Source organism: Corynebacterium sp. CTNIH16, assembly GCF_032821655.1.
Lineage (GTDB): Bacteria > Actinomycetota > Actinomycetes > Mycobacteriales > Mycobacteriaceae > Corynebacterium > Corynebacterium marquesiae.
Genome location: NZ_JAVBIG010000008.1, coordinates 77062 through 95229 on the forward strand (window position 1 = coordinate 77062; position 18168 = coordinate 95229).

Here is an 18168-nt window from a genome sequence, read left to right on the forward strand (position 1 = left end):
AAAGGGCGCCCCCAGCCGAGAGGACGCCCTAAAGGGGCAGCTCACCTTGAAATTTTTGACGGCCACACCCCGGGGGTTGTTAACGAAGAATTAAGAATCTATTTGGATTCGCTTTGCCAATAGGGGGTGCGAGGTTAATCGTCGGCGTCGGTAGACAGCGCGGCCACGAAGGCCTCCTGCGGCACCGAAACGGAGCCCAGCGTCTTCATGCGCTTCTTGCCGGCCTTCTGCTTCTCCAGCAGCTTGCGCTTACGGGAGATATCGCCGCCGTAGCACTTGGCCAGCACGTCCTTGCGCATAGCGCGGATGTTTTCGCGGGCGATGATCTTCGAGCCGATGGCTGCCTGGACGGGCACCTCGAACTGCTGGCGCGGGATGAGCTCCTTGAGCTTCTTGGTCATCTTATTGCCGTACCACTGGGCGGAATCGCGGTGGACGATGGCGGAGAAGGCATCGACAGGGTCACCGTTGAGCAAAATGTCGACCTTGACTAGGTCCGCGAGCTGCTCGCCGGCCTCTTCATAGTTCAGCGAAGCGTAGCCCTTGGTGCGGGACTTGAGCATATCGAAGAAGTCGAAGATGATTTCGCCGAGCGGCATGGTGTAGCGCAGCTCCACGCGATCCTCGGAAAGGTAGTCCATGCCGCCCATCTGGCCGCGCTTGGACTGACACAGCTCCATGGTGGGGCCGACGAATTGCTCGGGCACGATGACGGTCATCTTCACCACGGGCTCATAGACCTCGTTAAGCTTTCCTTCCGGCCAGTCAGACGGGTTATGGACCCACTTTTCCTCGCCGTCTTCAGCCACCACTCGGTAGGTCACCGAAGGCGCGGTGGAAATCAGGTCGAGGCCGAACTCACGCTCCAAGCGGTCGCGGGTGATTTCCATGTGCAAAAGTCCCAAGAAGCCGCAGCGGAAACCAAAGCCGAGGGCGACGGAGGTTTCGGGCTCGAAGGTTAGGGAGGCGTCGTTAAGCTGCAACTTTTCCAGGGCATCGCGCAGGTCCGGGAAGTCGGCCTGGGAAATGGGGAAAAGGCCGGAGTAGACCATCGGGTCCGGGTCCTTGTAGCCCTTGAGTGGGGTGTCGGCACCACCGTGGGACCAGGTGACGGTATCGCCCACTTTGGTCTCGCGGACGTCCTTTACGCCGGTAATGAGGTAGCCCACCTCGCCGGGGCCCAAACCCTCACACTTTTGCATCGTGGGCGAAACGATGCCGATTTCCAACAGCTCATGGTTGGCGTTGGTCGACATCATGGTGACCTTCTGGCGTGGGGTGAGCTTGCCATCCACCATGCGGATATAGGTCACCACGCCGCGATAGGTGTCGTAGACGGAGTCAAAAATCATGGCGCGGGCCGGCGCATCGGCGTCGAATTCCGAAGACGGCGGCGGAACCAGCTCGCAGACTTTGTCCAGCAGCTCGACGACGCCCTCGCCGGTCTTGCCCGACACGCGCAGCACCTCTTCCGGCTCGCAGCCGATGATATTGGCGATTTCCAGCGCGTATTTTTCCGGATCAGCGGCCGGCAAGTCGATTTTATTGAGGACCGGGATGATTTCCAGGTCGTTTTCCATCGCCAGGTAGAGGTTGGCGAGGGTTTGGGCTTCGATGCCCTGGGCGGCGTCGACAAGCAGGATGGCGCCTTCACACGCCTCGAGCGCGCGGGAGACCTCGTAGGTAAAGTCCACGTGCCCGGGGGTGTCGATCATCTGTAGGACGATCTGCTCCCCCTGCGCGGTGCCGGACTGGGGCACCCAGGGCAGGCGCACGTTCTGCGCCTTAATGGTGATGCCGCGTTCGCGCTCGATGTCCATATTATCGAGGAACTGGTCACGCATATCGCGCTCCGCAACCACCTTGGATAGCTGCAGGATGCGGTCCGCCAGCGTCGACTTGCCGTGGTCGATGTGAGCAATAATGCAGAAGTTTCGGATTCGAGCGGGATCCGTAAACGTCGTGGCCGCAAAGTTTTCAGACATACGTCTACAATAGTCGACATGAAAAGCGCCATGCTCACCCGTCTGCGCCAAGCGCTGGGAATCAGCGAGCGCGAGCCGATAGACACCGGCCTGAGCCGCATTAATTCCCGATTGGGGCTGGATAGGTCGGATGAGTTCCACGAGCCGCGAAAGGCCGCCGATATCCAGATAGAGGCCACTGCCTCCCACCCCCGGTCCATATTTTTCACCCCCGATATGGACGGCCAGGCTGATTCCGGCGAGGTGGTCTGGGTGTGGGTACCGGCCGAAGGCAAGCAGGCGCCACCGCGCGAGCGCGCCATTTTGGTCGTCGGCCGCACCCGCACCACGGTGTTGGGTTTGCTTATCTCCCCCAACCCAAAGCACGCGCTTGACGACGCCTGGCTGGAAATCGGCTCCGGCGAGTGGGACGAGTCCGGCTGCGATTGCTGGGTGCGCCTCGACCGCCTGCTCGAGGTATCCGAGGAGCAGGTGCGCCGGCAGGGCACGCTTTTTCCGGAACGCAGGTTCGAACGAATAGCGAATAGGTTGCGGGCGCGCTATCACTGGGCCTAGCCGCCGCGCGGCCGGCGGATAGGGAGCCAGCGGGCTGGGAGCCAACAGCCTGGGAGACGGCGGCCACGGGGAGGGTTTTGGCAGGTCGGGTTCGGTACTGCTATTGTGTGTTGGTTACTTACTTGCCGGGCGCGTTGGTCGGGGCGGGCAGGACCTTGGGTTCGCTCTTCGAATACCAGCGCCGAGCGCCAGTGAATGCTGGCCGCGGGAGTAGTCCGAGTAGGTCGGTTTCTACGTCAATCATTTTCGATTACTAAGAGGTATTTTTCATGGCAAATATCAAGTCCAAGCAGAAGCGCGTTATCACCAACGAGAAGGCACGCCGCCGCAATAAGGGCGTTCGCTCCGCCGTCCGTACCGAGATCCGCAAGTTCCGCGAGACCGTTGCCGCTGGCGACAAGGCTGCTGCTGAGAAGCAGCTGCGCGTGGCATCCCGCGCCCTGGACAAGTCCGTGTCCAAGGGTGTCTTCCACCGCAACACCGCAGCCAACAAGAAGTCCGGCATGGCTTCCGCGTTCAACAAGATGGACTAAGAGCCATTGCACAGATCATCCCCCGGTCGCACTCTACGGAGCGCGCCGGGGGATTTTCTTGGCCCACTTTAGGCCGCGGAACCGGCAGGCAAGGCCGGGCGGGACTTAAGCGAGGCGCTTAGGCCAGTTCGTCGTTGAAATAGTCTTCGAAGATGGCACCGGCGTTGCGGAAGGCGTCGGCAAGCGAAGTGCCGCCGCGGGTTTCCACGAAGGTCTCGAAGGCGGTCAGGAACTGGATGTAGATGATGTTGACGGTCGGCGTGAGCCGCGGATCGGAGGACTTCCAGCCCTCGCGGGCCTGCACGGCCTGGCGGACGCGCTGAATGATGCGGCCATTGCGCTGGCAGTACAGGGCACGCAGTTTCGTATCCTTAGCCAGCGCCTGGGCCGTGAGCTGAGAAATTTCGGGGAAAAACTCATCGCCTACGGCACGGTTAAACTCGGCCATGGCTATGATTTCGGAATCTTCGCGCAGGCTTCCGGTGGGCAAGCCGGCGGCGAAGTTTTGGAATTGGTTCTCCACTTCCTCCGACATTTCGGGGCCTAAAACTGCCGATTCTTTGTCTTTTATGTAATTAAAAAGCGTACGGCGGGAAACGCCCACTTTGTGGGCGAGTTCCTCCATGGTGAACCCGTCATAACCATTCTCGATGACGAGGTTGAGCGCAGCGACTCGGATTTTTGATATACGCGGCATGAATGCCCCTTTCTGTCCCGACGCTCTACAAGCTTCAGTATCTTTTCTTTCGCCCCACGGAATTGCGCGGAAATTTTATTTTGTCTACAAACTAAGGGATTTTGAGGCGATTTTATTACCTTATATTCGGTCAGGGAAACCACTATGCGCGCCATGGAAATTCCCCGCCGGTGCGTCTGCACATTTTCGCCCGTCATGGCACTATTTGGGAAAACTGTGACGTTAGACAACCAAAGGCACTAAGCCCGCCCGGCCGCGCACCCGATTTATCCGATCGCGCGTTCGAAAGCCCGATGGTGCTCGTGTCCGGTAGGGCGGCTAAGATGAGTCAACGATGAAAAACGTTAAGCCACTGGTCAAATGGGCGGGCGGGAAGCGCCAGCTCTTGCCGCATATCCACGCCGCCCTGCCGGCGGATGCCCCGCGGCGTTTTTATGAACCCTTCATCGGTGGCGGCGCGGTGCTTTTCTCTCTCGAGCCGGCCAGAGCACGGGTCAACGATCTCAACAGTGAACTCATCAACCTCTATGAGGTGGTGCGCGACGGCGTCGATGAGCTCATTGCCGAGCTCGCGGCCTATCCCAATGAGGCAGAGTTTTTCTATGCGCTGCGCGCAATGGACCGAGATACCCAGCGGTTTGCCGCCCTCTCCCCTGTTGAGCGCGCCGCGCGGACGTTGTACCTCAACCGCACCTGCTATAACGGCCTGTATCGCGTGAACGCGGCGGGGCAATTCAACGCGCCGTTTGGGCGTTATAAGAATCCCACCATCTGCGATGAAGGCACGCTGCGCGCGGTCCACCGGTATTTTGCGGATAATGATGTGACCTTCTCGCAAGGCGATTTCGCCGCGGCGGTGGCAGAGGCACGCGAAGGAGACTTTGTGTACTTCGACCCTCCCTATGACCCGGTGAACGTGACGAGCTCGTTTACCGGCTACCAAAAGGGCGGCTTTGACAGAGCGGAGCAAGAGCGGCTCAAAGAGGTCTGCGATGACTTGGATAGGCGCGGGGTGAAGTTCCTCTTGTCGAATTCAGCTACCGATTTCATCCGGGAACTGTACGCGGACTATGAAGTAGGCATCGTGGGGGCGACGCGGGCGATTAACTCCGTTGGCTCGAGGCGGGGCAAGGTCGACGAGGTCCTGGTACGCAATTACGAGGTCCGCGGTGACTAGCGGGTCACAGGCGCAGGAGTTGCGGGAGCAGGAGTTGCGGGCGCGCTTTGGCGTGCCGGAATCGATGAAGCTCGGCGTCAATGACTGGGGGTGGCTGCGCATCCTGGCGGCGGGATACGACGCGGAGCTGGAGCGGCGCGGGTATTTCTATATCGGCGCGCGGGAGCTAGAACAGCTCTCGGGCCGGCAGCCACGGCTGATGGCCAAGCATGATTTCTCTACCTCGCGGCCGTGGATTTTTCAGCGTCTCCAGCTGGGAATCGTGCCGGTCAGCCGGAGCGAATACCTGGTGGGACGATTCAACCTGTACGAACGATTTCCAGAAACGCAGCGCGGCGAGGTGCGCACGCTGGAGCTGCCGGCGGGGCTGGACACCCTCTCGTTGGAGGCAGTGAGCTCGGAGGCAGTGGCGTTAAATGGGGCGTCGGCAAGCGGGATGCTGGAGGACTTCCTGGGGTGCGCGCCGTTGCAGGCCACGGTGGCGGGGCGCATGTCCACGCACGGGCTTAAGGTGCGGCTGCCGGACTTGGGCGTGGATGTAGCGGTGGACCGCGCGCAGATGGAAATCGACGGCGGCTTTGAATCGCTCGAGCACCTAGTGCTGGTGGAGGCGAAGAACCACCTGTCGGAGGATTTCAATATCCGGCAACTGTATTTTCCGTATCGGCGTTTCCAGCAGCGCCTGGCCAAGGATGTGGTGCCGGTTTACCTGGTGTATTCCAATGGTATTTTCCACCTGTACCGCTATGAGTTTCGGGACCCGGCGGATTTTCGCAGCATTTCGCTGGTCGATAGCGCCCGCTACGCGCTGTCCTCCTCGCACTTGGATGCGCAGGCGGCGCTCGACATCGTGCGGGCGGTAGCGCCCGAACCCGAGCCGGCTGTGCCCTTCCCGCAGGCCAATAGCTTTGAGCGGGTGGTCAACTTGCTGGAGCTCATAGCGCTGCAGCCGTTAAGCAAGGCGGAGATTACCCAGCGCTATGATTTCGACCCGCGGCAGACGGATTATTATGCCAACGCCGCGCGCTACCTGGGCCTAGCGGAGCCGGTGGAGGACACGTGGGAGCCGACGGAGCGCGGGCGGCGGGTTATCGAACAGCCGCAGCGCGACGCCCGGAATGGGGCGCTCATACGGGCGCTGGCGGCGCGGCGGGTTTTCCGCGAGGTGCTTGAGCTCAGCCTGGCCCGCGGCGCGGTGGCTAGTACCGCGGAAATTTGTGCGGCCATGGATGGGCTGGGGCTCAGCTTGGCGACGTCCCGGCGGCGCGCCTCCACCGTCGCCCGTTGGGCCCAGTGGGTGCTGGACACGGTGGCCGAGGGCACGCCGCGCCTATTTTAAGCCAGCAGGTTCTGCCCGCCGGAGATGATGAGAACAATGCCGGCGATGACGAAGAAGAGGCCCGAGCCGATGTCGATCCACGGTCCGGCGGCGATGAGCTTGCGGCGCACGGCATTGGTGGAAATTACCGTGGCGACGACGAGGAAGAAGAGGAAGGCCGACAGCGAAAGCGAGAGGGTCAGCGCAATCGCCAGCCAGACGGGTGGGCTGGCCGGGAGCAGTGGGGCGATCATCGCGGCGAGGAAGAGCACGATTTTTGGGTTGGACATATTGGTAGCCAGGCCGACCTTGAAGGCGGTGCGCAGGCGGCCGAGCTGGGCGGCTGCGTCTTCAAGGTCTACCGGTGGATTGGCGCGCTGGGCAATGCCGCTGCGCAACGCGCGGGTTCCCATAAACACCAAGAAGCAGCCACCGACGGCTTGGACTGCGCCGAGGATTTCTGGGAAGGCGGTCAGCAGCGCGGCGGCGCCAAAGACGGTGGCGGCGCACCAAAAGAGCACGCCGATCTGGATGCCGACGGCCGCGGCAATGGCGTGGCGGCGCGAGCGGGTGGCGTAGCGGGTCACCAAAATAATGTCCGGTCCCGGCGAGGCGACGCCCACCAGGTTCATCAGCAAGAGGGTGAAGAAGGATGTCCAGGTCACTCCCCCGCCTCGCTTTCGAGCCGCGGGATAAGGTCCTCGCGGCCAAACAGGCGGGCGGAATCCAGCGCGGAGGGATGGCCGGCGGTGGGGTCGGCGTGGGCGGAAAGGAGGGCGTCGATAACCGCGTCTTCCTTCTTGAAGATGGCACCGGCCAGCGGGGACTGGCCGCGGTCATTGAGCAGGTTGACGTCCGCGCCGGCGCGGGCAAGTGCAGAAACCAGCTCGGCGTGGCCGTGATAGGCGGCGAGCATAATAAAGGACTGGCCTTCGTGGTTGACGAGGTCAATATTCACGCCGTGGTCGATATAGGCGAGGAGGTCCAGGTTGCCCTCGCGCGCCATGTCAAAGAGTCGACCGGCGAATTCTTGCACTTGCGTCTCAGACATAGTTTCTAGCTTATCGCGCCAGTTCCGCGACGCGTTTGACGGCCGCCTCTACGGCGAATTCGGGCTCGCCGCCTTGTCCTTTGACGGCGGCATCGAGCTCGGAGACAAGGATAACCGCCTTGGTGACATTATCGGCGGACCAGCGGCGGGCCACCGGCTGGGTTATCTTGACCACGTAGGGCGCTAGGCCGGTTTGGCTCGCGAGCGAGTACTGGTCCCCGCGCGCGGAGTAGAGGCGGGCGACGGCGCCGACCTTATTGGCCAGCGCCGCGGCAATCGCCACGGGGCTCGCGCCCAGCTGGAGAGCGCGGCGGCAGGTGGATACGGCGGCTTCGACGCGGCCGGCGACGGCGGCGTCGGCAATGTCCCAATTGGCTACCTCGGCCACGCCGACGTAGTAGTTTTGCACCGCCTCGCGGGTGACATTGCCGCCGGTATCGGAGACCAACTGGGAGATGGCTGAGGCCAGCTCGCGCAGATCAGAGCCCACGCCCTCGAGCACGGCATGGATAACGTCCGGGGTCGGGCGCACGCCGTGGCTGGAAAATTCGCGGGTGGCCCACTGACCCAGCTCATTGGGGTAAAGCGAAAAGACCTCGTGGACCTCCGCAATCTTGCGCAGCTTGGCCACGAGCTCGGGTTGTTTCTTCTTTTTCTTCAGCGTCTTGGCCGTCACGGAGTAGATAATGACCATGGTCATGCCCGGCGCGGGATTGGCGCAGGCGCGCAGAAGGATATCGACTACTTCTTTGTCGGCGCGCTCGCAGTCGCTGATGACGATGACGCGGTTATCGCCAAACAGCGATGGGCTGGTGGCCTCGAGGATCTCGCCCTCAGAGACCTCGGAAGCTTTGAGCTTCGTCAGCTCGGGCCGGGCACCGGTGGGGCCGCTCTCCTCGGCCGCGGCGCGCTGGATCTGCAGGCGGGCGCGTTCGGTGAGGAATTCATCGTCGCCGAGGATGAGGTGTACTGGAGGCATGCCCGCCATTCTAGCCTGCGGCCAGGCCGAGCCAGGCGATGCCCGCCAGCGTCAGCGCCAGGGTAAGCCACGGGCGGTGATAGAGGAGGCCGGCGATGATCCAGGCGTAAGCAAGCAGCGTAAAAAGCGGGTTGGCGGGGATGGTGACCACGGGCAGGTGGGCCACGCCGTGGGCGATGGTATTAATCCACCACGAGAAGGGCTCAATGAGGCGCAGCAAGCCGGCGCCCAGCACGTCCAGCGGGCCGAGCTGGGCGAAGATGGCGGCGATAAGCCCCACGATGGTAATCGGCACGGTGGCGGGCTCGACGAGGATATTGGCCAGCACGGAGACGACGGAGACCTCGCCGGACATAAGCGCGACCAGCGGGAGGGTGACGATATCGGCGGCGATGGCCACAGCGACCGCGCGCAAGAAAATGGCGGGCCAGCCAGTCACGGCCAAGTGCTTGTAGATGAGCGGGCTAAGCGCCACGATGCCGAGCGTCGCCGCGCAGGATAGGGCAAAACCAAAGTGCACGGCAAGGTCGGAATCCACAAAGAGCAGCGCGATGATGCCGAGGCTTAAGGCATGGATGGGCTCCATGCGCGTGGAATTGAGCACGGCGAGCAGCCCCACTACCCCAGCGACGGCCGCGCGCTGGACGGAGGGCTCGAAGCCCACGAGCAGAACATAGGTGGCGAGGGCGCACAGGGAGGCGGCCACGCGGGCGCGGGGCCCGAGCGCGAAGGCGGCGCAGACCACGGCCGCGGCGGAGCAGACTATGGCCACATTGGCGCCAGATACAGCGCTTAAGTGTGAGAGCCCAGTGGCGATATACAGGTCGCGCTCGGCGGTATCTTGCAGCGCGGTATCGCCGAGCACCATGCCAGGAATCAGGCCTTGGCTGGAGGGTCCTACGGTATCGAGGACCAACGCGCGGAAATTCTCGGCCACGCCGGCCGCCCAACCGTCCAGGCCTTCGGGCTCGGCGGTTATCTGCACGTCAGTGGCATTGGCACTGAGCTTTCCGGCGCCCGCTCTATCCGACTCCCCTACCTTCACCCTCGCCGTAATTTCGGCACCCGCGGCAGCCGGGACCGGATCCGGGCTAAAGACCGGCAACTGGGTGGGATACCCCGGCACCTTCAGCCGCAGCAGCCAGCCGCCCGTACTGGTCTGCGTCGGTGCGGTAACGAGTCGCCCGGTGACTTCGGTACCGAGGTCGAAGGCGGCGGCGCGGGCCTGGCGTACCGCGGCGACGAGCGCCGCACCCCCAGCGACCGCCCCGCAAAAGAGCGCCTGGCCCCACTGGCGGGCAACCAGGCACAGCGAAACGACGACTACGATGAGTGCGATGGCCCAGCCGCGGCCGGCGAGCAGCACGGCAATGACAGCCAGCCAGGCGGTGGCCGCGCCGGGGACGAGCCGCAGTTCTCGCATCGCACGCTCGAGCTCGGGTTAAAGCTGGACCTGGTCTTTAAGCTGTGCCAGCTTCGCCGGTCCGATGCCAGAGACCTCGAGGAGCTCTTCTACGTCCTTGAAGCCGCCGTGCTCTTCGCGGTAGGCCACGATGGCTTGCGCAGTAACCTCACCAACGCCCTTGAGCTCCGTCAGCTCCTCGGCGGTGGCGCTATTGAGGCTCACGCCGCTGCCGCTAGCGCCACCGCCGGGGCCGCTAGAGTTGCCGCCGGCTGGGGCGGGCTCGCCGGATGCGGGAGGTGGGGCGGCGCCGGAGGGCAGGATGTGGAGCTGTTGGCCGTCGGAAAGCCGCTGAGCGTGGTTGAGAGCCAGGGTCTCGGCGCCGGGTAGCGGCTGGGCGGCGTCGAGGGCATCGGCCACGCGCGCGCCGGGCTCGAGCGTTTTCAGTCCGGGCTCAGCCACCTCGCCGATGACCGAAACGATGATTTCACTGGGTTCGTCGCTCGGGGCCACGCCTGGGCTCATAGCCGCAGGCTCGGGCATGCCGGAGGATTCTTCGGAGCGCGCATTGATGCCGAGCCAGACCACCACGCCGATAACGAGAATGACCGCCACTGCGCAGGCCTGCCAGGGGCTGATGCGCAGTCGCGGGCGCGGGTAATCGACGGCGAGGAGCTCTTCCTCGCCGGTGGGTTGGGTAAATTCGCGGAGTCGTTCGCTGATCTTGGGTGCCGCCATGGCGCTGAGACTAAGCGCGGGCGCAAACAAGTGGTAGGTCGAGCGAAGGTGGGCTGTGGATAACTTGTTGTGGGCGTCAACTAACCCGGCGCGTTGGGTCTAGTTATCCACAGATCGGCGTGGCGGGAAGGCGCGGGGTCGACCACGTGTGTGAGAATGCACAGGTTCCGCGGGCGGCTCGGAGCTAAACACGGCGGAGACGCCGATGGCGGAGGGGCCGGCGTGGACAGAGAGGACGTCGTTAAGCGGAGTGCAAATAAAGGACGAACCCTGCGGCAGCGCCACTGCAAGGAGCGCCTCCAACTTGGCGGCCGCGTCTTCGGCCTGGTTGTGCTGGATGGCGACAAAGGCCGGCTCACCGTCCGCGCGGGAGGCGATGAGGTCCACCAGCTTGGTAAAAGCCTTGGTCTGGGTGCGGGTCTTGCCCACCAGCTCCAGCTTGCCACGGGTAATCGACATAATCGGCTTAGTAGCCAACAACGCCGTAGACAGCACAGCCGTGGCCGGGGAAAGGCGGCCGGATCGGCGCAGATCCTCCGTGGAATGCAGGTAAACCCAGGTAGCCGCACGCTTGAGTGTATCTATGGCCGCGGCGTAGCACTCGTCCAAGCTGGCGCCCCGGGAGGCGAGCTTAGCCGCGGACATCGCGGCCGCACCCATGGCCATGCCGGCCGAACCGGAGTCAATCACCCGCACCGTGTGCGGAAAGACGCCGGAGGCCGATACCGCAGCGGCATAAGTGGAAGATAGCTCTTTGGACAGGTGAATGGCCACCACTCCCTCATCCTGGGCGCGCTCCATTTCGCGGCCGTAGGCGGCGGCCAGCTCTAGCGCGCTCAAGCCCGAGGTGGAGCGCTCCAGGCCATCTTTGCCGTGGCTTTCCATGAGGTGGAGGTCAATGACCGTGATGGATAGCTGCTCCGCCAGCTCTGGCGGCAGGCCCGCGGAGGAATCCGTAATGACGCGAACGGCCACTAGATATCCGCCCCGCCGTCACCGGTGACCTCTCCGCCCATATTCCAGCCGTCGAAATACCACTGGGCGCTGCCCACATTATCTGGGGTGAACTCCAGCGAAGACAGCGGCGTGTCCGGGTTGAAATCAGGGCGAGCGGTCAGCTGTGACCAGTGGGTATTTTTCAATCCGGAAAGGATTCCGTACTGCGCGTGGTCAAGGCCCAGCAGGTGGCAGGTCAGCGCCGAGATAGCGCCGCCATGGGCCACGATGAGGACGGGGCCTTGGTCCCAGCCAGCGAAGTCTGCCATGAGCTCATCGACGACAGGCCGGGCACGCTCGGCCACGTCCACGCGGGATTCGCCCTGCGGCGGGGCCCAAGTGGGGTCGTGGCGCCAGATGGCGCGCGCGCCGGGGAACTCGGTATCTACCTCGGCGGAGGTTCTGCCCTGCCACTGGCCTAGGTGCGTCTCGCGCAGGCGGGCATCCGTGGTGAAATCCATGCCGAGGGCCTCGGCGACCACGCGCGCAGTTTCGCGCGCGCGGAGTAGATCGGAGGCGACGATTTTAGACACGCCCTGATCCTGCAGCAGGCGCGCGGCCGCGCGGGCCTGCTCATAGCCCAGCTCGGACAGCTCAGTGTCCAAGTGGCCCTGCATGCGGCCGGTGGCGTTATAGGTAGTTTGTCCGTGGCGGATCAGGATCAGGCGGCGGCTCATGCGAGTTTAAAGCTCCTCGTCCTCACCAGGGACCTTATCGGCCAGTGGGAGCTCGTCGATGGAATCAACTTCGCGCGGGTTGACGCCATTGGTCCATTCACCCGGGCGCTCTGGGGCCTCGATGCCCTCGATCTCCAGTGCTGGGCAATCGTGGTACAGGCGGTCCAAGCCGTAGAACTCGCGCTGGTCATTGCGCTGAACGTGGACGACGATATTGCCGTAATCCAGCAGCACCCAACGGTTCTCGCGATTGCCTTCGCGGCGCTGCGGTTCGAAGCCCTGCTTGGTCATTTCGTCTTCGACTTCATCCACGATGGAGCCGACCTGACGCTCGTTATCTGCAGATGCGAGCACGAAGACCTCGGTAATAGCGAGGACATCGGAGACATCAATGGCCGCGATATTGGTGGCCAGCTTTTCTTGCGCGGCGTGGGCCGCGGTTTCTGCCATGCGGCGGGCGAGATCAGAAGTAGACAATGTGTAAAAATTCCCTTTTCGCGTCTGAGTATATTCGGTATGAACTATCTCTATTGAGAGTCTATTCTTGCACGTTTAGCAGGCCCGTGCCCAAAATCTGGGGAAGGCCGCGGAAGTTTCTACAGGGGCTTATCTGGGTTAGGCCCATAGAGATTGTTCTTGGTGATGTACTGCACCACCCCATCCGGAACGAGGTACCACACGGGCTGCCCCTGCCCGGCGCGTTCGCGGCACGCCGTGGAGGAGATGGCCATGGCGGGAATATCGATGAGATCGATAGCCTCTTGCGCATCGGCAGGTAGCATATCGGCGCTTAATTCATAGCCGGGGCGGGTCACGCCCACAAAGTGCGCCATCTCCAGCATCTCTTCCCAGTTATGCCAGCTCATGATGGAGGCCAGCGAGTCGGCCCCGGTGATGAAGTAGAACTCCGCTTCTGGGAAGAGTTCGCGCAGGTCGCGCAGCGTATCGATGGTATAGGTGGGCCCCTCGCGGTCAATATCTACGCGCGAGACGGTAAATCGCGGATTGGAGGCCGTGGCCACCATCGTCATCAAGTAGCGGTGCTCGGCCGCCGTGACCTCGCGGTGGGACTTTTGCCACGGCTGGCCGGTGGGAACAAAGACGACGGTATCGAGGGCAAAGCGGTGGGCGGCCTCGCTGGCCGCTACCAAGTGGCCATTGTGGATGGGATCAAAGGTGCCACCCATGATGCCGATGCGCTGTGGGCTAGTCATGGGTGGTGATTATAGCCGCACCACTAGGGGCGGGTCTGTCCGGTACCCTGCAGGATCCACTTAGAAGAGGTGAGCTCCGGCAGCGCCATTGGGCCGCGGGCGTGCAGCTTTTGGGTGGAAATGCCGATTTCCGCACCCATACCGTAAACCTCACCATCGGTAAAGGCGGTAGAGGCGTTGAGCATGACCGCAGCGGCATCTACCTCGTTGCCGAACTTCACTAGGACGTCGGCATCCTGCGCGGCGATGGCCTCGGTGTGGCCAGTGGTGAATTCGGCGATGTGGGCAATGGCACCGTCGACGCCGTCGACCACCTTGGCGCAGATATCCATGGACAGCGACTCTTCGCGCCAGTCCTCATCGGTGGCCTGTACGGCATCCTTGACGCCGAAAGCCTCGAGCTCGGAGACGTCGCCGTGGATGGTCACGCCCGCCTCCTGCAGCGCGGTGATGATGCGGAGCTTGGCGGAGTCGTCCAAGGCGGCGTCGATAAGCACGCACTCCGTGGAGTTGCACACGGAGGTGCGGCGGGTCTTGCCGTTGATAACCATGTCGATGGCCTTGTTCAGGTCCGCAGAGGCGTCCACGTAGAAGTGGCAGTTGCCGGTGCCGGTCTCAATTGCTGGGACGGTGGCACCGGTGACGACGGCCTCAATAAGCTTGGCGCCACCGCGCGGAATGACCAGGTCCACCAGGCCGCGAGCGGTGATGAGGTCCTGGACGGAATCGTGGGTCTCGCACGGCAGAAGCTGCACGGCCTCGCGCGGAAGGTCAAACTCGGCGAGGGTATCCTGCAGGATTTCTACCAGCTTGGCATTGGAGTTGCGGGCGGATTTAGAGCCGCGCAGCAGCGGCACGTTGCCGGACTTAATAGCCAGGCCAAAGGCGTCCACGGTGACGTTCGGGCGGGCCTCATAGACCATGCCCATCACGCCGAGCGGAACGCGCACCTGCTTCATCTGAATGCCGTTGTCCATGGTGCGGCCCTGCAGGATCTCCCCTACTGGGTCCTGCAGGCCGGCTACCTGGCGCAGGCCACCGGCAATGCCTTCGACGCGCGCGGCGTCGAGGGACAGGCGGTCAATAAGAGACTCGGACATGCCGCGTTCGCGGCCGGCGTCGATATCCTGCTTATTGGCGGCGAGAATATCTTCGGTGTGGGCAATGAGGTTTTCGGCTGCGCGCTGCAAGATCTCATTCTTGCGCGGCGTGGACAGCTGCGCTACGACGGGCGCTACGTCCTTGGCAGCACGGGCTTTGGACAGAACTTCTTCGCGTTCAGTGTTGCTCATGCCATACCAGCTTAACGAAAGGCCGCGCGCATTTCAGCCGGTTGGGCAGCAAGCACTCGCACGGTGGCCTACTTATTAGCCGAGCTCGCGGCGGCGCTAATCGGATGCACGGCGGCGGCGCTTCTCGTCCTTCCGCTCGAACATGAGGTATTCCTCCTCAAAATAGCTCAAATTATAAACGTGGCGGGCTCCGGCCGAGCATACAAAACAGATGATCGGGATAACCCAGAAATAGGTCCAGTGGAAGAAGAAATAGCCGAGCACAACGGAAACAATGGTGGCTGCCAGGCAGCATAATCGACCGTCTTCACTTTCTTCCGACGCTCCCTCATATCCGCAACCTCAGCCGCGGTCGGGTTGAGCTGGCCATCGTCAGCGCGGTTACCGGGGCTATCCATCAGTAGCCAGCTTCAATATCTACTTCCGTGGGGATTGCCTCACCTGCGGCAAAGCGCTCCATGGCCTGTACTGTATGCGAGCCAATGCGCCGGCGCACCGAATATGGTGGGTTGGCCAAGTGCGGAGTGATGACCACGTTAGGCATGTCCCACAGCGGGTGCCCATCAGGCAAGGGCTCGGGGGCGGTGACATCTAGGCCGGCGCCGGCGATCTGGCCGGAGCGAAGAGCGTCAACAAGGGCCTCGGTGTCCACAAGCGGACCGCGGCCGACGTTAATTACCACTGCATGGTCGGGCATGGCGCGGAAGGCAGCAGCATCGAAAAGCTGGTGTGTCTGGTCCGTGAGCGGCGCAAGTGCCACAAAATAGTCGGCGGCGGGCCACACGCGCTCAATATCGGTGGTGGCGAAGGTTTCATCGGCACCTTCCACTGGGGTACCGGAGCGATTGACTGCAATGATGCGCGGGCCAAAGCCTTCCAGCATGTGAATTAGCCGCTTTCCGATGCCCCCAGCACCCACCACCGCAACCGTCTTATCCTCAAAAAGGAAGCTGGTATGGGCTTCCACCTCATCGCGGTTATCCCAGCTCGTCCCCACGCGCTTATGCGCATGCAACTGCGCGAGTAGAAGTGCAATGGTGGATTCAGCCACGGTGGCGTCATATAACCCGGCCGCATTGGACCAGCGGGCGGTGGTATCGCGCATGACGCCGAGCAGATGGTCCACCCCAGCGAAGGGGACCTGCACCAAGCCCACGTTCGGCGGCAGGGGCTGCGGGAAATCATCCGGGCCACCGTTGAAGATGAGCACCTCGGCCTCCTCCAGCGGGGCACGCTCGTGGCCGGCAGCATCGAGTGCCTGCAGGGTTTCCTCCCACGGGGTGGGCAACATCGCGTACTTCATTAGTAGCCAGCCTCCGCATCCACGCGGGTGGGCATGGCCTCTCCCCTCTCCCACGCCGCGGCATTGGCGTTGAAGATAGCGCCCAGGTGGTACTGCGCCACGTGTGCGGAGGCGGCCATGTGCGGCGTCATGGTGCAATTGGGCAGGCCATAAAGCGGGTGACCATCAGGCAGCGGCTCGGGATCCATAACTTCCAGCCCGGCGCCGGCGATCTCACCATCGCGCAGGGCCGCCACGAGATCCTCGGTTACCACGGTGCTGCCACGGCCGACGTTGATGAAGATGGCGGAGGGTTTCATGGCGCGGAAGGTGGCGGCATCTATAAGTCCCTCGGTGTCCTTGGTGGCCGGCAGAATGCAGAAAATGAAATCCGCCTCACCCCATACGCTTTCAGCTTGGTCCATGGGTACGACCTCATCGGCGCCTTCCACCGCGCGACCAGAGCGATTGACGGCAGTAATGTGCACGCCAAAGGGCTGCAGGAGCTTAATGAGCTGCTTGCCGATGCCCCCAGCGCCAAAGATCGCTACCCTCTTCGGCCCTTGCTGGTCATAGAGCCAGGCCTGGGATTCATCCAATTCCTTGGCCACCGACCAGGTAGCGGCTTGGGCGAAGGCCTTGTGGTGGTGCGCCTGGGAAAGGGCCAACCCGAGTGCGGACTCGGCCACTGGCTGGGCAAAGGCACCGGCGGCGTTGCACCATGGTATGCCGCCTGGGGTAATGACGGCGGCATCGATGAGCTGGTTTACGCCGGTAAAACAATGCTGCACCCAGCCAATATTCTCCGGCATCTTGGGGATGCGGCGCGGGTTCGGAGCATTATTGATATAAACCTCGGCCTCTTCAATGCGCTCAACGCGTTGGTGCCCGGCAGCCTCGATGTCTTCTACCATCGGCTGCCAGGTTTCCGGTCCCATGAAATATTTCATGCCCCAACCATACGGGGAATCTCGGACCTAGGTTTAAATACGCGAGGCGAAGTTGGAAAGGTAGTCCGCGTGGACAACGGAACGGCGCTGGTCCTCGGGCAGGTCTTCCATCTTCTTGCCCTTGATGACGTGGAGCTCCTCGGAGTCAAAGCGGACTTCGCCGCGGCCGATAACCTCACCATTCGGGCCCAGGATATCGATAATTTCTCCCTTATTGAACTCACCCTGCACGTCGGTAATGCCGACAGCGAGCAGCGAGGTGCCGCCCTTGGTGACGGCCTCCTTGGCACCCTCGTCGAGGCGGACGGCTCCGCCAGTATCGGCGCAGTAGAGTGCCCAGAACTTCCAGGCGGACAGCTGGCGTTCCTCGCGGGTGTGGAAGACGGTGCCCACAGAGGCGTCGGCAAGCGCGGGGCCGATATTATCCGTGGAGGTCAGCAGCACTGGAATGCCGCCGCGGGTAGCCAGGCGGGCCGCGGAAACCTTGGTGGCCATGCCGCCGGTGCCAACCTTGCCGCCATCACCAGCCACAACGCCCTTCAAGTCCTTGCCGGTGCGCACCTCATCGATGAACTTGGCATCCGGCTCGGCGGGGTTCTTATCGTACAAACCGGGCACGTCAGAAAATAGGAAGAGCGCGTCCGCGCCCACCAGGTTGGCCACCAGCGCGGAAAGGCGATCGTTATCACCAAAGTGCATTTCCGACGTCGCCACCGCATCGTTCTCGTTCACGATGGGGATGGTGCGCAGCTGGCGCAGGCGATCAATGGTGCGCTGGGCGTTGCGGGCGCGATCGCGGTGCCCCGTATCGGAGGCGGTGAGGAGGACCTGGCCGATGGTGCGCTTATAGCGTGCAAAGGACTGGCCCCACACAGAGGCCAAGTGCACCTGGCCGACGGACGCGGAGGCCTGCTTAGTAGCCAAATCGGTGGGGCGCTGGTGCAGGCCGAGCGGGCCCATACCTGCGGCAACCGCACCGGAAGAGACAATGATGACATCGGAGCGGCCCATGCGCGCATGGACGGCATCAACGATGTGATCAATCTTTTCCTGGGAAACACGGAAATTTTCATCCGTGAGAGAAGAGGAACCAATCTTGACCACCACGCGCTTTGCCTGCGCGATGTCGCGGCGGAGATCCGATTCAAAACCGGACGCCACCGGATTTTCATCGAGCGGTTCCGGGAAAGGGGTATCAGCGGTAGGTCCAGCAAAAGGCTCTACCGGAAGTGGAAGGATGGACTCTTTCTGTTCATCAGAAGACATGCCAACCGAGTTTACAAAGCCCACCCTCCAGCACACCCCAAGAATAGGGGGATCTG

The 18168-nt window shown here is 62.6% G+C and carries 21 protein-coding genes; 4 read left to right on the forward strand and 17 right to left on the reverse strand.

The features are described from left to right. Window positions 1-134: 134 nt before the first annotated feature. On the reverse strand, window positions 135-1985 hold the full coding sequence (gene lepA / locus RAE04_RS08380) for a translation elongation factor 4 (protein WP_284810907.1): 1851 nt from the start codon (window positions 1983-1985) through the stop codon (window positions 135-137). Window positions 1986-2003: 18 nt separating this feature from the next. On the opposite strand from lepA, the gene RAE04_RS08385 reads away from it, so the two are divergent. Next, window positions 2004-2540: a type II toxin-antitoxin system PemK/MazF family toxin gene (locus RAE04_RS08385; protein WP_317027063.1), complete on the forward strand. Its 537-nt coding sequence runs from the start codon at window positions 2004-2006 to the stop codon at window positions 2538-2540. 118 nt (window positions 2541-2658) lie between these two features. Here the strand turns inward: RAE04_RS08385 and RAE04_RS08390 are convergent, their stop codons facing one another. Then, entirely contained in the window at window positions 2659-2784 is a 126-nt protein-coding gene (locus RAE04_RS08390) for a hypothetical protein (RefSeq protein ID WP_317027064.1), read from the reverse strand. A 25-nt stretch (window positions 2785-2809) separates the two neighbouring features. On the opposite strand from RAE04_RS08390, the gene rpsT reads away from it, so the two are divergent. Next, window positions 2810-3073, forward strand: a complete 264-nt coding sequence (gene rpsT, locus RAE04_RS08395; protein WP_049378501.1) for a 30S ribosomal protein S20 — start codon at window positions 2810-2812, stop codon at window positions 3071-3073. Between the two features lie 118 nt (window positions 3074-3191). Here the strand turns inward: rpsT and RAE04_RS08400 are convergent, their stop codons facing one another. After that, window positions 3192-3770, reverse strand: a complete 579-nt coding sequence (locus RAE04_RS08400; RefSeq protein ID WP_284791421.1) for a TetR/AcrR family transcriptional regulator — start codon at window positions 3768-3770, stop codon at window positions 3192-3194. A 334-nt stretch (window positions 3771-4104) separates the two neighbouring features. Here RAE04_RS08400 and RAE04_RS08405 point away from each other — a divergent pair, with 334 nt between their 5' ends. Together RAE04_RS08405 and RAE04_RS08410 are read left to right on the forward strand one after the other, a co-directional pair. Then, window positions 4105-4947, forward strand: a complete 843-nt coding sequence (locus tag RAE04_RS08405) for a DNA adenine methylase (RefSeq protein ID WP_317027065.1) — start codon at window positions 4105-4107, stop codon at window positions 4945-4947. Window positions 4948-5011: 64 nt separating this feature from the next. Continuing rightward, window positions 5012-6286 carry a type II restriction enzyme gene (locus RAE04_RS08410; protein ID WP_408933219.1) on the forward strand — a complete coding sequence of 425 codons (1275 nt, stop codon included), beginning with the start codon at window positions 5012-5014 and terminating at the stop codon, window positions 6284-6286. Here the strand turns inward: RAE04_RS08410 and RAE04_RS08415 are convergent. The 14 genes from RAE04_RS08415 to proB form a co-directional block, all read right to left on the reverse strand. Continuing rightward, complete coding sequence (locus tag RAE04_RS08415) at window positions 6283-6930, reverse strand: LysE family translocator (RefSeq protein WP_317027067.1); 648 nt, start codon at window positions 6928-6930, stop codon at window positions 6283-6285. The genes RAE04_RS08410 and RAE04_RS08415 overlap by 4 nt on opposite strands. Further along, window positions 6927-7316 (reverse strand): ankyrin repeat domain-containing protein, encoded by a 390-nt coding sequence (locus tag RAE04_RS08420; RefSeq protein ID WP_317027068.1) that lies wholly within the window; start codon window positions 7314-7316, stop codon window positions 6927-6929. The genes RAE04_RS08415 and RAE04_RS08420 overlap by 4 nt, the downstream gene beginning before the upstream one ends. Window positions 7317-7326: 10 nt before the next feature. Beyond that, window positions 7327-8304: a DNA polymerase III subunit delta gene (holA, locus tag RAE04_RS08425; RefSeq protein WP_317027069.1), complete on the reverse strand. Its 978-nt coding sequence runs from the start codon at window positions 8302-8304 to the stop codon at window positions 7327-7329. Window position 8305: 1 nt separating this feature from the next. Then, window positions 8306-9718, reverse strand: coding sequence for a ComEC/Rec2 family competence protein (locus tag RAE04_RS08430; protein WP_317027070.1), 1413 nt, complete (start codon window positions 9716-9718; stop codon window positions 8306-8308). A gap of 18 nt (window positions 9719-9736) precedes the next feature. Further along, window positions 9737-10435, reverse strand: a complete 699-nt coding sequence (locus RAE04_RS08435; protein ID WP_317027071.1) for a ComEA family DNA-binding protein — start codon at window positions 10433-10435, stop codon at window positions 9737-9739. 99 nt (window positions 10436-10534) lie between these two features. After that, window positions 10535-11410, reverse strand: a complete 876-nt coding sequence (locus RAE04_RS08440; RefSeq protein WP_308572884.1) for a DegV family protein — start codon at window positions 11408-11410, stop codon at window positions 10535-10537. Beyond that, entirely contained in the window at window positions 11410-12108 is a 699-nt protein-coding gene (locus tag RAE04_RS08445) for a histidine phosphatase family protein (protein WP_317027072.1), read from the reverse strand. Before RAE04_RS08445 ends, RAE04_RS08440 begins: the two co-directional genes overlap by 1 nt. 6 nt (window positions 12109-12114) lie before the next feature. Then, window positions 12115-12558, reverse strand: a complete 444-nt coding sequence (gene rsfS, locus RAE04_RS08450) for a ribosome silencing factor (protein ID WP_179387589.1) — start codon at window positions 12556-12558, stop codon at window positions 12115-12117. Window positions 12559-12704: 146 nt separating this feature from the next. Then, complete coding sequence (gene nadD / locus RAE04_RS08455) at window positions 12705-13322, reverse strand: nicotinate-nucleotide adenylyltransferase (RefSeq protein WP_308572882.1); 618 nt, start codon at window positions 13320-13322, stop codon at window positions 12705-12707. A gap of 23 nt (window positions 13323-13345) precedes the next feature. Then, window positions 13346-14614, reverse strand: coding sequence for a glutamate-5-semialdehyde dehydrogenase (locus RAE04_RS08460; protein ID WP_317027073.1), 1269 nt, complete (start codon window positions 14612-14614; stop codon window positions 13346-13348). A 96-nt stretch (window positions 14615-14710) separates the two neighbouring features. Beyond that, entirely contained in the window at window positions 14711-14878 is a 168-nt protein-coding gene (locus tag RAE04_RS08465; RefSeq protein WP_317027074.1) for a hypothetical protein, read from the reverse strand. Window positions 14879-15011: 133 nt separating this feature from the next. Continuing rightward, entirely contained in the window at window positions 15012-15917 is a 906-nt protein-coding gene (locus RAE04_RS08470; RefSeq protein WP_317027075.1) for a D-isomer specific 2-hydroxyacid dehydrogenase family protein, read from the reverse strand. Continuing rightward, on the reverse strand, window positions 15917-16846 hold the full coding sequence (locus RAE04_RS08475; protein ID WP_317027076.1) for a D-isomer specific 2-hydroxyacid dehydrogenase family protein: 930 nt from the start codon (window positions 16844-16846) through the stop codon (window positions 15917-15919). Before RAE04_RS08475 ends, RAE04_RS08470 begins: the two co-directional genes overlap by 1 nt. A gap of 33 nt (window positions 16847-16879) precedes the next feature. Further along, window positions 16880-18112: a glutamate 5-kinase gene (proB, locus tag RAE04_RS08480; protein ID WP_317027077.1), complete on the reverse strand. Its 1233-nt coding sequence runs from the start codon at window positions 18110-18112 to the stop codon at window positions 16880-16882. Between the last annotated feature and the right edge of the window lie 56 nt (window positions 18113-18168).